Origin of the sequence: Cellulosimicrobium sp. NPDC057127, assembly GCF_042670945.1 — a bacterium.
Lineage (GTDB): Bacteria > Actinomycetota > Actinomycetes > Actinomycetales > Cellulomonadaceae > Cellulosimicrobium.
Window position 1 is genome coordinate 185,411 of the sequence record NZ_JBHUUP010000006.1, and the last position, 14,937, is coordinate 200,347.

The 14,937-nt window shown below is 74.7% G+C and carries 13 protein-coding genes; all 13 read left to right on the forward strand.

Annotated elements, in window-relative coordinates:
* The first annotated feature begins 103 nt into the window (after window positions 1–103).
* The gene (locus ACFTZA_RS08300) at window positions 104–1,657 is read left to right on the forward strand and encodes a sugar transferase (RefSeq protein WP_378192729.1); all 1,554 of its coding nucleotides are present in this window, start codon (window positions 104–106) and stop codon (window positions 1,655–1,657) included.
* Window positions 1,658–1,686: 29 nt separating this feature from the next.
* On the forward strand, window positions 1,687–2,598 hold the full coding sequence (locus ACFTZA_RS08305) for a glycosyltransferase (protein ID WP_378192731.1): 912 nt from the start codon (window positions 1,687–1,689) through the stop codon (window positions 2,596–2,598).
* On the forward strand, window positions 2,595–3,452 hold the full coding sequence (locus ACFTZA_RS08310) for a glycosyltransferase family 2 protein (RefSeq protein ID WP_378192733.1): 858 nt from the start codon (window positions 2,595–2,597) through the stop codon (window positions 3,450–3,452). The genes ACFTZA_RS08305 and ACFTZA_RS08310 overlap by 4 nt, the downstream gene beginning before the upstream one ends.
* The gene (locus ACFTZA_RS08315; RefSeq protein ID WP_378192735.1) at window positions 3,449–4,648 is read left to right on the forward strand and encodes a glycosyltransferase family 4 protein; all 1,200 of its coding nucleotides are present in this window, start codon (window positions 3,449–3,451) and stop codon (window positions 4,646–4,648) included. Before ACFTZA_RS08310 ends, ACFTZA_RS08315 begins: the two co-directional genes overlap by 4 nt.
* Window positions 4,629–6,098, forward strand: coding sequence for a lipopolysaccharide biosynthesis protein (locus ACFTZA_RS08320; RefSeq protein ID WP_378192737.1), 1,470 nt, complete (start codon window positions 4,629–4,631; stop codon window positions 6,096–6,098). Before ACFTZA_RS08315 ends, ACFTZA_RS08320 begins: the two co-directional genes overlap by 20 nt.
* A complete protein-coding gene (locus ACFTZA_RS08325) occupies window positions 6,091–7,122 on the forward strand; it encodes a glycosyltransferase (protein ID WP_378192739.1) in 1,032 nt (343 codons plus the stop codon). Before ACFTZA_RS08320 ends, ACFTZA_RS08325 begins: the two co-directional genes overlap by 8 nt.
* The gene (locus tag ACFTZA_RS08330; RefSeq protein WP_378192742.1) at window positions 7,119–7,946 is read left to right on the forward strand and encodes a polysaccharide pyruvyl transferase family protein; all 828 of its coding nucleotides are present in this window, start codon (window positions 7,119–7,121) and stop codon (window positions 7,944–7,946) included. Before ACFTZA_RS08325 ends, ACFTZA_RS08330 begins: the two co-directional genes overlap by 4 nt.
* Entirely contained in the window at window positions 7,943–9,268 is a 1,326-nt protein-coding gene (locus tag ACFTZA_RS08335) for an O-antigen ligase family protein (RefSeq protein WP_378192744.1), read from the forward strand. The genes ACFTZA_RS08330 and ACFTZA_RS08335 overlap by 4 nt, the downstream gene beginning before the upstream one ends.
* Window positions 9,265–10,293 carry a GDP-mannose 4,6-dehydratase gene (gene gmd, locus ACFTZA_RS08340; protein WP_378192746.1) on the forward strand — a complete coding sequence of 343 codons (1,029 nt, stop codon included), beginning with the start codon at window positions 9,265–9,267 and terminating at the stop codon, window positions 10,291–10,293. Before ACFTZA_RS08335 ends, gmd begins: the two co-directional genes overlap by 4 nt.
* On the forward strand, window positions 10,290–11,279 hold the full coding sequence (locus ACFTZA_RS08345; protein WP_378192748.1) for a GDP-L-fucose synthase family protein: 990 nt from the start codon (window positions 10,290–10,292) through the stop codon (window positions 11,277–11,279). Before gmd ends, ACFTZA_RS08345 begins: the two co-directional genes overlap by 4 nt.
* Window positions 11,280–11,370: 91 nt before the next feature.
* Window positions 11,371–12,996 carry a polysaccharide biosynthesis tyrosine autokinase gene (locus ACFTZA_RS08350; RefSeq protein WP_378192750.1) on the forward strand — a complete coding sequence of 542 codons (1,626 nt, stop codon included), beginning with the start codon at window positions 11,371–11,373 and terminating at the stop codon, window positions 12,994–12,996.
* A 69-nt stretch (window positions 12,997–13,065) separates the two neighbouring features.
* On the forward strand, window positions 13,066–14,382 hold the full coding sequence (locus ACFTZA_RS08355; protein ID WP_378192752.1) for a UDP-glucose dehydrogenase family protein: 1,317 nt from the start codon (window positions 13,066–13,068) through the stop codon (window positions 14,380–14,382).
* Window positions 14,379–14,885, forward strand: a complete 507-nt coding sequence (locus ACFTZA_RS08360) for a CAP domain-containing protein (protein ID WP_378192754.1) — start codon at window positions 14,379–14,381, stop codon at window positions 14,883–14,885. Before ACFTZA_RS08355 ends, ACFTZA_RS08360 begins: the two co-directional genes overlap by 4 nt.
* Window positions 14,886–14,937: the final 52 nt, after the last annotated feature.

A 14,937-nucleotide genomic window follows, 5' to 3' on the forward strand; every position in this document is an offset into this window, starting at 1 on the left:
ACCACTTCTCACGGCACACGCGCGGGCGTGCCGGGACCACCCGACGGCGGGGGTCCCGGCACGGTCCGACGTGCCGTCGCACTCAGGCGTCGCGGGGGGCACCATGACGTTGGAACGAGAGCAGGACCTACGACCGGTCGTCCCGGCCGGGTCGTCGTCGCCGGCCGGGTCGTCGTCGCCGGCCGGCGCGGGACGGGGCGCGCCGGCGTTCGACACCGGACAGCTCGTCCGGATCGCGCTCGGCGCCTACCGGCGACCGGGCTGGAAGACCCGGCTGACCCGGCGGGTGGCCCTGGTGGACACCGTCGCGGTGACGGCCGCCGTCGTCGTCGCCTACCTGGTGCGGTTCGACGGATTCGGCGGGACGGCGCTGGACGTGCAGTACCTCGCGATCTCCGTGGGGCTGCTCGTCGCGTGGTCGCTCGCCCTGCGGATGGCCTTCTCGCGCGAGAGCCGCGTCCTGGGCACCGGGGCCCCGGAGTACGCCCGGGTGGTCAACGCGACGCTCGCCGTCTTCGGGGTCGTGGCCGTGGTCGCCTACCTCCTGCGGTACGACCTCGCGCGCGGCTACGTCGCGATCGCGCTGCCCGTGGGACTCGTGCTGCTGCTGCTCGGCCGGTACGCCGTGAAGCGGCGTCTCGTCGCCCAGCGCGAGCAGGGTCGCTGCCGGTCGCGGACCATCGTGGTCGGCGGGCGCGAGGGCGTCGCCCACCTCGTCGGTGAGCTGCGCAAGGACCGCCGTGGCGGCTACGAGGTCGTCGGGAGCTGCGTCCCCGGCGGTCCGGTGGAGCCGCACGAGCAGGTGGCGGGCGTCCCGGTCGTCGGTGACGTGGTCGACGGCGCACGGCTCGTCGGGCCGCTGCGCGTCGACACGGTGATGGTGACCGGGTCCGACCTCGTGACGCCGCGCACCGTCAAGCGCCTCGCGTGGGATCTCGAGCCCTGGGGTGCCGACCTCGTGCTCGCCCCGGCGCTCACCGACGTCGCCGGACCCCGCATCCGGACGCGGCCGGTGGCCGGCCTCCCGCTGCTCCACGTGGAGGCACCGGGGTACTCGGGGCCGCAGCACGTGCTCAAGCGGGCGTTCGACGTCGTGGGGGCGGCGCTGCTCGTCCTGCTGTTCTCCGTGCCCCTGCTCGTCACCGCGGCCGCGGTCAAGCTGTCGAGCCGAGGACCGGTCTTCTTCCGGCAGGAGCGCGTGGGGCTGCAGGGGGAGCCCTTCACGGTGCTCAAGTTCCGGTCGATGGTCGTCGACGCGGAGTCCCGCCTCGAGGACGTCCTCGGCGCGGGGAACGTCGGCGTCTTCTACAAGCCGCGGCACGACCCGCGCGTGACGCCGGTCGGGCGGTTCATCCGGCGTTACTCGATCGACGAGCTGCCGCAGCTGTTCAACGTGCTCGGCGGCTCGATGAGCCTCGTGGGCCCGCGCCCGCAGGTGCCGCTCGAGGTCGACCAGTACGACGACGAGATCGGGCGCCGGCTCCTGGTCCGGCCGGGCCTGACGGGCCTGTGGCAGGTCTCCGGGCGCAACAACCTCACGCTCGAGGAGAGCGTGCGTCTCGACCTGTACTACGTGGAGAACTGGACGGTCGCCGGGGACCTGCTGATCCTGCTGCGCACGGCTCGTGCGGTGCTCGGGCGGGACGGTGCGTATTGAGAGACCTGGCACCACACGTCACGGTGGTCGTGCCGACGACGCTGCGCAGGACGCTCGCCCGCGCGGTCGCGTCGGTGGAGGGTCAGACCGTCGGTCGCGAGCGGATCCGGCTGGTGGTCGTGGTCGACCGTGACGACGAGGCGGTCACCGACGAGTGGCGCGGCGTGCTGGACGCCGCCGACGCCGTCGTCCTCACCGGCGGGGGCGCAGGAGGCGGCCGGGCTCGTCAGCTCGGGGCGGAGGCGGGCGCGGAGCCGTGGGTCGCCTACCTCGACGACGACGACGAGTGGCTGCCCGGCAAGCTGCAGCAGCAGCTCGAGGCCGCCCGGGCGCACGCCGCCGACGTCGTGTCCTGCCGGGCGGTGCAGGTGGCGGAGGACGGCCGGGTCTCGGCGCCCGTCCCCTCCCGGGTCTACCGGGAGACCGAGCGCGTGGGCGACTACCTCTTCCGGCACCGGGGGCCGAGCCCGGGCCGGGCCTCGCTCTTCACCTCGACCCTCCTCGTCGCGCGCGAGCTCGCGACGGCGAACCCGTGGCGACCGGAGCTCCGCCGCCACCAGGACTGGGACTGGCTGCTGCGAGCCGTCGACGGGCTCGGCGCACGCCTGCACCAGGTGGAGACCGTGCTCGTCCGCATCGCGCTCGGCAGCCCCGGGTCGATCTCGGCAGGCTCGGACTGGCGGAGCTCGATCCGCTGGGCGGAGGGCCACGCGTCGCTGCTGTCCGCCCGGACGCGCTCCGACTTCGTCGCCGGCCAGAGCCTGCGCTACGCGCTCCAGGCGCGGTCGCTCGACGGCGCCAGGGCGTGCCTGGCGTCGTTGCGCCGCACCGGGACGCCTCCGAGCCTGCGCAGCCTGGCTCTCGGCGCCACCGGCCTGGTCCCGCGGAGCCTCGGCCAGCAGGCGCTGCTGCGCCTCGGCGCGAACGGGGGGACCCGATGACGCCGGCCCCTGTCGACGTGGCCGTCCTCCTGGCGGTCCGCAACCGGGCGGAGACCACCGAGCGGTTCCTCAGGGCGCTCGCGCGGGAGGAGTCGGGCTCGCTCCGGTTCACGGTGCACGTCGTGGACGACGGGTCGACGGACGGCACCCCGGAACGGATCCGCGCAGGCTTCCCGGACGTCCACCTGGTGCGCGGGGACGGGTCGCTCTACTGGGGCGGAGGGATGCGGCTCGCCGAGCGCTCGCTCGACGGCCACGACCACGACTTCGTGCTGTGGGCGAACGACGACGCCGACCTCGTGCCCGGTGCGGTGCGCCGGCTCGTGGAGACGGCCTCGTCGGCCGGCGGCGCGACGATCGTCTGCGGCGCGATGGCCGACGCGACGACCGGCGCCACGACGTACTCGGGCGTGCGCCGCGTCCGCCGCTGGCACCGGTTCTTGCGGCTCGCCCGCGTCGAGCCCGGGGCCACCGCCCAGCGCGTGGAGTCCTTCAACGGCAACCTCGTGCTGTTCCCCCGGGACGTCTACCGCCGGCTCGGTGGCATCGACCCCGGCTTCACGCACCACTACGGGGACTTCGACACGGGTCTGCGCGCGACCGCGCTCGGGATCCCCGTCGTCCTCGCGCCAGGCGTCGCCGGGTACACCAGCAGGAACCTCGTCCGCGGAGGGTTCGGGGACCCGTCGCTGCCCCGGCGCGTGCGCGTCGAGCGGCTGCTCGGCCCCAAGGGCTACCCGCCGCGGGAGAAGCTGCGCTACCTCCGCCGGCACGGAGGTGCCGCCTGGCCGGTCCAGCTCCTCGGGGTCTACGCGGCCCAGCTCCTCCGGATCACGCTCGGCAGGCCCGCATGAGGGCGCGCGCGCCCCTGCACGTCGCCGTGGTCGGGCCGGTCAACGTCGCCCAGCTCGAGCACCGCCTCGCCGGGCGCGACGCCGAGACGGCCCGTCGCCAGCCCACCCGGAACGTCTCCGCGCCCGGGGTCATCGTCGACGCGCTGCTCGACGCCGGCCACCGGGTGACGGTCGTCACGCACCTGCGCGGCGAGCCGCCGCTCGAGCTGCACGGCGAGGCCCTGCGCGTGGTCCGGGTCCCCTCGCGCGCCGACCGGTGGGCGCAGGTCGGGAGCAGGTGGCGGGACGAGACGAGGGCGATGGCCCGCGCGGTGCAGGGCTCCGGCGCGGACGTCGTGCACACGCACTGGGCGTACGAGGCCGCGCTCGCCGGGGTCCGGTCCGGCCTGCCGCACGTCGCCACCGTGCGTGACGCGCCCCTGACCGTGCTGCGGTACTACCGCACGCCGATGCGGGTCGTGCGCGCGACCATGGCGTACGAGTTCCGGGCGCGCTCGTCCCGCGCGGTCCTCACCGCGCCCTCCCCGTACCTCGCCCGGGCCTGGCAGCGGCAGACGCTGACGCGCCGGCCCGTCCGGGTCGTGCCGAACATCGCCCCGGACGACTTCCGTGGCGTCGCACGCCGCGCGCCGCACCCGACGTTCCTCGAGGTCTCGGACGCCGGTGCGCGCAAGAACGTGCGCGGTCTCGTCCGCAGCTTCGCGCGCGTCCGTGCGGAGCTGCCCGGCGCCGAGCTGCGGGTCGTCGGCGAGGGACTGGGCGAGGACGGCGAGTGCGCACGGTGGGCCCGCGCGCACGGTCTCGCGGCAGGGGTCGTGTTCCTCGGACCCCGGACGCGGCCGGAGGTCGTCGCGGAGATGAGCAGCGCATGGATCCACGTGCACGCCGCCCTCGAGGAGACCTTCGGCAACACGCTCGTCGAGGCCATGGCCGCCGGCGTCCCGGTGATCGCCGGGACGAGGAGCGGAGCCGTGCCGTGGGTCCTGGACGGGGGGTCGGCCGGAGCGCTCGCCGACGTGACGGACGACCGCGCGCTCGCGGCGGCCATGCTCGCTCTCGCACGGTCCGGTGCGCGTCGGCGCGAGCTCGCCTCCCGGGCGCAGGCGCACGTCCGTGCCGCGTTCTCCGCCGCCGCGGTCGCCGAGCGGTACGCCGACGCCTATCACGACGTGGTGCGTGGTCGCCGTGACGGGTGACCCGACGGCGGGCATCGGTGCCCGGGCGTCCCGCGGAGCGCTGGTGACGGGGGGCGGCCAGGCCGCGCGCATCGGGCTGCAGCTCGTGGGGCTCGTCGTGCTGGCCAGGCTGCTCGGACCGGACCAGTACGGCGTCGTCGCGATGGCGATGGCGTTCCTCGGCGTGGGCGAGGTGCTGCGCGACTTCGGCCTGTCGACCGCAGCCGTCCAGGCCGTGCGGCTGAGCGCGGCGCAGCGGAGCAACCTCTTCTGGCTCAACTCCGCGGTGGGTCTGCTGCTGACGCTGGCGGCGGCCGTCTCGGCCCCCGCCATCGCGGCGTTCTTCGACCGCGACGAGCTGGTCGCCGTCGTCGTGGCCCTGTCGGGGATGTTCGTCCTGAACGGGATGACGACGCAGCTGCGCGCCGACGTGAACCGGCAGATGAGGTTCGCAGCCCTCACCGCGGTCGACGTGTCCGCGCAGGCGGCCGGTCTGGTCGCGGGAGTCGTGCTCGCGGCCGTCACCGGCACCTACTGGGCGCTCGTCGCCCAGGTCCTGGCGCAGTCGGCCGCCGGTCTCCTGGGGTTCGCCGTCGTCGCGCGCTGGCGGCCCGGACGACCGAGCCGCGAGGGCGACGTCCGCCCCCTGCTCGCGTTCGGCGTGACCCTGACCGCGACGCAGCTGCTGGGGTACGTCAGCCGCAACGTCGACGCCGTCGTCGTGGGGGCCCGCTTCGGTGCCGAGCCGCTCGGGTACTACAACCGGGCGTACCAGACGGTGATGGCGCCGCTCAACCAGCTCAACGCGCCGTCGACGACCGTGGCCCTCCCGGTGCTCGCGCGGCTGCGGGAGGACCGGCCGTCGTTCGACAGGTTCCTCCTGCACGGGCAGTCGATCATGACGGTCGCGCTCGGCTGGGTCTTCGCCGTGCTGTGCGGCGTCGCGGACGTCCTCGTGCCGCTCGTGCTCGGCGACCAGTGGGCCCCCGCCGTGCCCCTCGTGCAGGTGTTCTGCGTCGCGGCGGCGATCCAGGCGGTGAGCTACGCCACGTACTGGGTCTTCCTCGCGCACGGCCGCACGGGCGCCAACCTGCGGTTCTCGATCGTGTCACGGGCCGTCGTCATCGGGTGCGTCGTCGCGGGCTCGGCGTTCGGCGTGATCGGCGTCGCGGTCGGGTACACGCTCGGGGTCCTCCTCGCCTGGCCCCTCGGCCTGGCGTGGATCGCGCGCGCCGCCGCGGCCCCGAGCGGCGCCATGCTGCGCACCGGCGTGGTCGCGCTGCTCGGAGCCGTGGCCGCCGGCGGCGCGGCACGAGCCGTGAGCCCGCTCCTTCCCGGCGGATGGTGGTCGGTGGCCGGAGCGCTCGCCGCGGCGTGCACGGCCACCTCGCTCGTGTGCCTCGTCTGGCCGGCGTACCGGCGTGCGGTCCGTGCCGTGCTCGCCCTGGCTCGCAGGAGGGTCCATGCGTGAGGAGGGCGGCCCGGTGCGTGTCGTGATGCATCCCGACCCCGCGCGGGCGGGCACCAACCCGTTCGTGCCGGACCTCGTGGCGAGCCTGCCGTCCTGGTGCGAGGTGTCGCCCTACTCGTGGTGGCGTGCGACGACCGGCCGGTACGACGTCCTGCACGTGCACTGGCCCGAGTACCTGCTCCTCGCGCGGCGACGGCCGCGGACGGTGGGCAAGGCGGTGCTCGGTCTCACCGCGGCCGCCTGGGCGCGGGCGCGGGGACGCTCGGTCGTGTGGACGGTGCACAACGCCGAGCCTCACGCGGGCCACGACGCGCTCTCGCGCACGGTCCTGCGGGTGTGGGCCCGGCTCGCCGACCGCCACGTCCACCTCTCCCGCGCCGGGGCCGCGGCCGCCGGCCCCGCACGCGCCGCGGTCACCGTCATCGAGCACGCCGACTACTCGTCGTCCACGGGGGTCCGCCGCGCGCACGACGGCCCCCGGCGAGGGCTCCTGCTCTTCGGCAGGATCCTGCCCTACAAGGGCGTCGAGGAGCTCCTCGACGCGTACGCGCGCCTGAGGTCCCGGGCGCAGGGGGCGGTCCCGCGGCTCACGATCCTGGGCGACGCGCCGGACCCCGACTACCGGGCGGAGGTGGAGCGCCGGGTCGAGGACGTCGAGGGCGTGACGTTGCGCATCGGCCACGTGGACGACGTCGAGCTCCACGCGGCGATCCGCACGGCGGCGGCCGTCGTCGCACCGTACCGGCGGATCGGGAGCTCGGGGGTCGTGCTGCTGGCCCTCACGCTCGGGACGCCGGTGATCGCGCGCGCGTCGTCGTCGATGGCGGAGCTGCGCGACGAGGTCGGCGAGCAGTGGTTGCGGCTCTTCGACGACACGACGGACCCGGACGCGCTCGTCGCGGCGCTGAGCACCGCCGAGGACGAGGTGCCCGCCGGTCTCCCGGACCTGAGCCGGCGCGCGCCCCGGTCCGTCGGGCGCCGGTACGGCGACCTCTACCGGTCCACCGTGAGGGGGGCACGATGACCTCCGTCTCGGGCGTCCGGGTCGTCGCGTGGAACCCGCGTCGCCGCGCCGCGCGGCGAGGACCGCTCCGGCGGGTCGGCCTGCCTGCGCGGGTCGACAACTTCGGGGACCTGATCGGTCCGCTCGTCGTCCGCCGGATGCTCGGCGACCTCCGCGTGCGCCCGGGACGCAGCCGGACGCGGCTGCTGACCGTGGGCTCGATCCTGCACCTGGCCCGGCCGGGCGACGTGGTGTGGGGCAGCGGCAGGAACGGGAAGGTCCCCGCCGAGCGGCACGAGCGGGGTGGGCTGGACGTCCGCGCGGTCAGGGGCCCGTCGACGCGAGCCTTCCTCGCGGAGCGGGGCGTGGACGCCCCCGCGGTGTACGGGGACCCGGCGCTCCTGCTGCCGCTGCTCGTGCCGGAGCTGCGGGACGCCGCCGGGACGAAGAGGTACGCGAGGACCCACGTGCCGAACCTCAACGACCACGCCGCGTGGTCCGGCGACCCGGACGTCCTGGCGCCCACGGCTCCTCTCCGCGAGTGCCTCGAGCGCGTGGTGCGGAGCGAGTTCGTCTACGGCTCCTCGCTCCACGGCGTGATCGTCGCCGAGGCCTTCGGCGTCCCGGCGATGTTCGCGCCCTCGCAGCACGAGGACGTCTTCAAGTACCACGACTACCTGTCCGGGACGGGCCGTCCGGAGGCCCAGGTGGCCGGGAGCGTCGCCGAGGCGAGGGCGGGCCGTGGCTACCCGCCGCCGGCCTGGGACCCGGCGCCGCTGCTGGCGGCCTTCCCGTGGGACCTCTGGGGCGTCGAGTCGCCACCGGGCCGGGGGGAGGGCCGATGATCGCCGTGCTGTGCCTCGCCGTCGTGCTCGCGGTCGCCGCCCTGCTGGGATGCCTGTCCTGGGGGTGGCGGAACGTCGTCCTCCTGGCGTTCGTCCTCTCGGTCGCCGTGTTCCCCCGCCGTCTCCTGGGCGATCCTGTCGCGTACGCGGGGGTAGCACCCGGTGCGCCGCAGCTCAGCACGTTCGGTCTGGTGCTCGTCGTCGGATCCTTGGTCGCCGTGCTCGCGCGCTCCGCGCGGGGAGGCCTCGCGGTCCTCCCCGTGCTCGTCTGGACGGGGGTCGCGTCCGTGACGGTGTGGACGCCGAGCCCCGTCCTCGTGTCCGGGTTGCTGCACGTCGCGCTCATGGCGCTGGCCTGGGTCCTGGGCACGAGCCTGTCCGGTGCCCGGGCGTCCTCGTCGAAGGACCAGCTCTTCTACGCGAGGGTCGTGGCGGGCGCCGTCCTCGTCCAGCTGGGCACCGTCCTCCTGCAGCTCGCCGGTCTCGACCTCAACCCGATGCGACCCCAGACGGCGGCGATCATGGAATGGCGGCTCAACGGGACTATGGACCACCCCAACACCCTGGGCAAGGTGCTGCTCCTGCTGCTCGCCATGGCGCTTCCCGGGACGGTCTCCGTCCAGCGTGCGGTGCGTCGCACCTCCTCGGTCGCCGTCCTCGCCTGCTTCCCGCCGCTGCTCCTGAGCGGCGGCCGCGCCAACATCACCGCAGCCGTCATGACCGTGCTCGTGTGGGTCGTCGTGCAGCGGCGCGAGAGCGTGCTGCGGGGCATGCGCGCCTACCTGCTCATCGGCGGGGCGCTGCTCGGGGGGACGTTCGCGGGCCGGGTGGTCGAGCGCTTCCGGGAAGACCCCGACGGGGGCTCCCGAGCCGCGCTGACCGACAGGGCCCTGGAGGTGATCCCGCAGAACCTCCTGCTCGGCGTGGGGCCGAACTCCTGGGTCGACGTCGTCGGCCGCTTCGACCCCCTGACCGCCGCCGGGCTCCCCGTGCACAACGCGGTGCTCCTGGTGGTCGGCGAGCTCGGTGTGGTGGGCGCCGTCCTGCTCCTCGCACCGGCCGGCGCCACCGTCCTCCTCGCGTTCCGGCGTCGACGGGACGGCGGGCAGGCGGGGGCGGCGGCCACCGCGGTCGTGGCGGCACTGCCGGGGCTGCTCCTCGTCATGCTGACCGGCTGGGGGATGGTCGCGGGCAACGTGGCGATGCTCTGGATGTTCTTCCTCGGCGGGTCGACGGCCGCGATGACGCGGACCCGGACCCCCGAGCCGGACTGCACGACGGTCGACGCTCCGACCGGAACCTACTCGAGGGGGACCGTATGAAGAAGGCGCTCATCACCGGGATCACCGGCCAGGACGGCTCGTACCTGGCCGAGCTGCTGCTGCGCAAGGGGTACGAGGTGCACGGGCTGATCCGGCGTGCGTCGACGTTCAACACCGCGCGCATCGAGCACCTCTACCAGGACCCGCACGAGGAGGACGTCCGCCTCTTCCTGCACTACGCCGACCTGTCCGACGGCGCCCGGCTCGTCACGCTGCTGTCGCAGATCAACCCCGACGAGGTCTACAACCTCGCCGCCCAGTCGCACGTGCGCGTGTCGTTCGACGAGCCGGAGCACACGGCCGACACGACCGGGACCGGGGCGATCCGGCTCCTCGAGGCGGTCCGCCTCGCCGGGATCCAGACCCGGTACTACCAGGCGTCGTCGTCCGAGCTGTACGGCGCGACGCCGCCCCCGCAGGACGAGTCGACACCGTTCCACCCGCGGTCGCCGTACGCCGCGGCCAAGCTCTACGCGTACTGGATCACCCGCAACTACCGGGAGGCGTACGACCTCTTCGCCGTCAACGGCATCCTGTTCAACCACGAGTCCCCGCGCCGGGGCGAGACCTTCGTGACCCGCAAGATCACGCGCGCGGTCGCCGCGATCCAGGCCGGCCGGCAGGAGCACCTGTACATGGGCAACCTCGACGCGGTGCGCGACTGGGGGTACGCGGCGGAGTACGTGGAGGGCATGTGGCGCATGCTCCAGGCCGACGAGCCGGACGACTACGTGCTCGCGACGGGCACCGGCATGACCGTGCGCGACTTCCTCGAGGTGTCGTTCTCGCACGTCGGGCTGGACTGGCAGGACCACGTGCGCTTCGACGAGCGCTACCTGCGCCCGACCGAGGTCGACGCGCTCGTCGGCGACCCCAGCAAGGCGCACGCCGACCTCGGCTGGAAGCCGACCGTCGACGGGCGCGAGCTCGCCCGGATCATGGTCGACGCGGACGTCGAGGCGCTCCGGCACGCCGGCTCGCCCTGGGTCGACCGGGTCGCGCTCGCCACCTGGGAGGCCGCGTGACGACCACCGACGAGCGCGACCTCGTCGCCTACGCGCCCGCGCCGCTCGACCGGGACGCCACGTTCTACGTCGCGGGCCACCGCGGCCTGGTCGGGTCCGCGATCTGGCGCCGGCTCGAGAGCGCCGGCTTCGGGCGGCTCGTGGGCCGCTCCTCCGCGGAGCTGGACCTCACCGACCGGGACGCGGTCTTCGCCTTCTTCCGCGAGCACCGGCCGCGCTACGTCGTGCTCGCCGCGGCGAAGGTCGGCGGCATCATGGCGAACGCCACGTACCCGGTGGACTTCCTCAGCGAGAACGTGCGGATTCAGGTCAACGTCCTCGACGCGGCGCGCGCGTACGAGGTGGAACGGCTGCTGTTCCTCGGCTCGTCGTGCATCTACCCGCGGCTCGCGCCGCAGCCGATCGTCGAGGAGGCGCTGCTCACCGGTCACCTGGAGCCGACGAACGACGCGTACGCGATCGCGAAGATCGCCGGGATCCTCCACGTCCAGGCCGTGCGGCGCCAGGACGGGCTGCCGTGGATCTCGGCCATGCCGACCAACCTCTACGGCCCCGGCGACAACTTCTCGCCGACCGGGTCCCACGTCCTGCCGGCGCTGATCCGCCGGTACGACGAGGCCGCCCGCGCGGGCGCTCCGAGCGTGACCAACTGGGGGACGGGCAGCCCGCGCCGCGAGCTGCTCCACAGCGACGACATGGCCGACGCGTGCCTGCACCTGCTGGAGCACTACGACGGCCCCGTGCACGTCAACGTCGGGACCGGGACGGACACCACGGTCCGGGAGATCGCGGAGACGGTCGCGGACGTCATCGGGTTCACCGGCGAGACCCGGTGGGACACGTCCCGGCCGGACGGGACCCCGCGCAAGGTGCTCGACGTCTCGCGGCTGCGGTCGACGGGTTGGCAGGCCCGCACCGGTTTGCGGGACGGGATCGAGAGCACGGTCCGGTGGTACCGCGAGCACGCCGGGGAGCTGCGCCGGTGACCGCGCCGGGGCTCGCGGGCGCACGCGCGCTGTGGAACATTGGGTCGGACGTGACCGGCTCAGGGGGAGCCGGACACGTGAGGGGGCGTCGATGGACCTGAAGGACTACCTGACCCTGCTGCGCAAGCGATGGGTGACCGTCGCCGCGCTGACGCTCGCCGGGACGCTCGTCGCGGCCGTCTACGCCCTGGCGACGACGCCGACGTACTCCGCACGGTCGCAGGTGTACGTGTCGGTGCAGGGCTCGGACAGCACCACCGACCTGCTCCAGGGCTCGAACTTCACGGTGCGCCAGGTGAAGTCGTACACCGAGCTCGTCACGAGCCCTCGCGTGCTCGACCCCGTCATCGAGGAGCTCGGGCTCACCGACACCGCCCCCGGGCTCGCGGAGCGGGTGCACGCGGACTCGCCGGTCGACACGTCGCTGATCGACATCACGGCGTCGGACGGCTCGCCGGCGCTCGCCGCGGACATCGCGGACGCGGTCGCCGCGTCCCTGGCCGACGTCGTGGGCGAGCTCGAGACACCTGCCGGCGGGGGTGACTCCCCGGTCCAGATCAGCACGGTGCAGTCCGCGACGGTGCCCGTCGCCCCGTCCTCGCCGAACGTCCGGCTCGACCTCGCGCTCGGACTCGTCGTGGGGCTGGCGCTCGGTGTCGGGCTCGCCGTCGCGCGCGAGCTCCTCGACACCCGCGTCCGCTCGGCCGCGGACGTGGAGGCCGCCACCGACGCGCCCGTCCTCGGCGTCATCGGTTACGAGGCCGACGCGCCGGAGCACCCGCTGATCGTCCAGGAGTCCCCGCAGGCGCTGCGTGCCGAGGCGTTCCGACGCCTGCGGACCAACCTGCAGTTCCTCGACCTCGGTGACCGGCACCGCACCTTCGTCATGACGTCGGCGCTCCCCGGCGAGGGCAAGACGACGACGAGCATCAACCTCGCGATCACGCTCGCGGACGCGGGGCAGCGGGTCGTGCTCGTCGACGCCGACCTGCGCCGGCCCTCGGTCGCGCGGTACATGGGGATCGAGGGCTCCGTCGGCCTCACCACCGTCCTCATCGGGAAGGTGGAGCTGGCCGACGCGGTGCAGCCGTGGGGGAGCAGCATGCTCGACGTGCTCGCGGCGGGGCAGATCCCGCCCAACCCGAGCGAGCTCCTCGGGTCCGAGGCGATGACGTCGCTCGTCGAGAGCCTCGGCGAGGAGTACGACGTCGTGGTCGTGGACACGCCGCCGCTGCTGCCCGTCACGGACGCCGCCATCCTCGCCCGGCGCACGGGCGGGGCCGTCCTGGTCAGCGGCGTCGGGACGGTCCACCGCCAGCACGTCGCGGGCGCCGTCGCCGCGCTCGGCACGGTCGGGGCGCGCCTGCTCGGGGTGGTGCTCAACCGCGTCCCCCTCAAGGGGCCCGGGGCCAGCGCCTACGGCCACTCCTACTACGAGTACTCGAGCGAGCCGGCGCGACCCGGCCGTCGACGCCGGACGCCCGCGCACGGCACCGCGCGCGGCGCAGGGCTCTTCCGGCGGAGCGGCTCCGCGCCCGAGGAGCCGCCCACGGCCGAGGACTCGCCGGTGGCCGGCCCACCGCCCGCGCCCGGACCGTCGTCGGTGCCCGACGTCGTACCGGCGGCCGGTGTGCCCGCCGCGGACCGCGTGCCGGCGGGGACGGCGTCCCGCACCGCGACGTTCGACGAGGTCGTCTCGCCCCGCGAGGGTCGCTGACGGCCGCGAACGGTCGTCCACCACGCCAGGCCGAGCGCACGGCCGGGACAGACCACGGCAGGGGGCAGCATGAGGATCTCGGTCATCGGGTGCGGATACCTCGGTGCGGTGCACGCGGCGTGCATGGCGACGCTCGGGCACGACGTCGTGGGCGTCGACGTCGACGCGGGAAAGGTCGCCGCGCTCGCGGCCGGACGCGCGCCGTTCTTCGAACCCGGGCTGGAGGAGCTCCTCGCCCGGGAGGTCGGTTCGGGCCGGCTCGAGTTCACGACGGACGCCTCGCGGTCCGCCGGGGCCGACGTCCACTTCCTGTGCGTCGGGACACCGCAGCGGGCGGACTCCTACGCCGCGGACCTCACGTACGTCGACGCCGCGTTCGGGGCGCTGCTCGCGTCCGTCCGGCCGGGGGACCTCGTCGTCGGGAAGTCCACCGTGCCCGTCGGGACGGCCGCCCGGCTGGCCGACGAGCTGGCCGAGCGCGCGCCCGGGGCCGTGCTGGTGTGGAACCCGGAGTTCCTGCGCGAGGGCTTCGCGGTCGAGGACACCCTGCGCCCGGACCGGCTCGTCTACGGCGTGCCGGACGGCGAGGACGGGGAGAGGGCGGTCGAGGTCCTCGACCGCGTGTACGCGGCGCCGATCGCCGAGGGCACGCCACGGATGGTCACGGACCGCCCGACGGCCGAGCTGGTCAAGGTCGCCGCCAACTCGTTCCTCGCGACGAAGATCTCGTTCATCAACGCGATGGCCGAGCTGTGCGAGGTGGCCGGCGGCGACGTCACCCGGCTCGCGGACGCGATCGGCATCGACGAGCGCATCGGCCGGCGCTTCCTCAACGCGGGACTCGGGTTCGGCGGCGGCTGCCTGCCGAAGGACATCCGTGCCTTCATGGCGCGCGCCGAGGAGCTCCACGCCGACCCGGCGGTCAGCTTCCTGCGCGAGGTCGACTCCATCAACATGCGCCGCCGCGAGCGCATGGTCGACCTCACGGTGGGCGTGCTCGACGGCCGGCCGCTCGCAGGTGCGCGGATCGCGGTGCTCGGGGCCGCCTTCAAGCCCGACAGCGACGACGTCCGCGACTCTCCGGCGCTCGACGTCGCCGAGCGGCTGCACGAGCGGAGCGCGCGGGTGGTCGTGACGGACCCGCAGGCGGTGGCGAACGCTCGGCGCAAGGCGCCGCAGCTGCGCTACGCCGACACGGTGGAGGAAGCCGTCGACGGGGTCGACGCCGTGCTCGTGCTCACGGAGTGGCGCGAGTACCGCGAGCTGCACCCGGGGAAGATCGCGGGACTCGTGGCGTCGCCGCGGGTCGTCGACGGGCGCAACGCGCTCGACGCGGCGGCCTGGCGCGACGCCGGCTGGACGTACCGGGCGCTGGGCCGGCCGTGAGCACGCTCCGGCGCGCCGCGACGACTCTCGCCGCGGCGCTGCTCGTCGCGGGCTGCGGGCAGGTCGCGCCACCCGGCGAGAGAGATCCTGGCGCCGGGTCCGACGCCCGCCCCGTGCTCGCCGACGCGCAGGCGTACGCCCAGCAGGTGGCCGACGAGACGAACGCCCTGCGCGGCGACCACGGCGTCCCCGTGCTCGAGGCGGACGACTGCGCCGTCGAGGCCGCGCTCGCGCGGGCCCGGGACCTCGTGGGCGCGGGCGAGCTCGAGCACGCCGCGCTCGACGCCGTGATCGCGGCCTGCGCGCCTCCCGGAGGCAGCGCGGCGGAGAACCTCAGCCGGGCGGCTGCCCCGCCGACCGAGGTGGTGGACGCCTGGTCCCGGTCGCCCGGGCACCGGTCGAACCTCCTCGACCCCGCGCTCACGAGGCTGGGGGTGGGGTGCGTGGTCGACGAGACCGGGACGGAGCCCCAGATGCTCTGCTCGCAGGTCTTCCTCGGGTGACCGGCCGGCCGGCCGGACGCCGTGACCTCGTGCGTGCTCGCCGGGCTGGTCC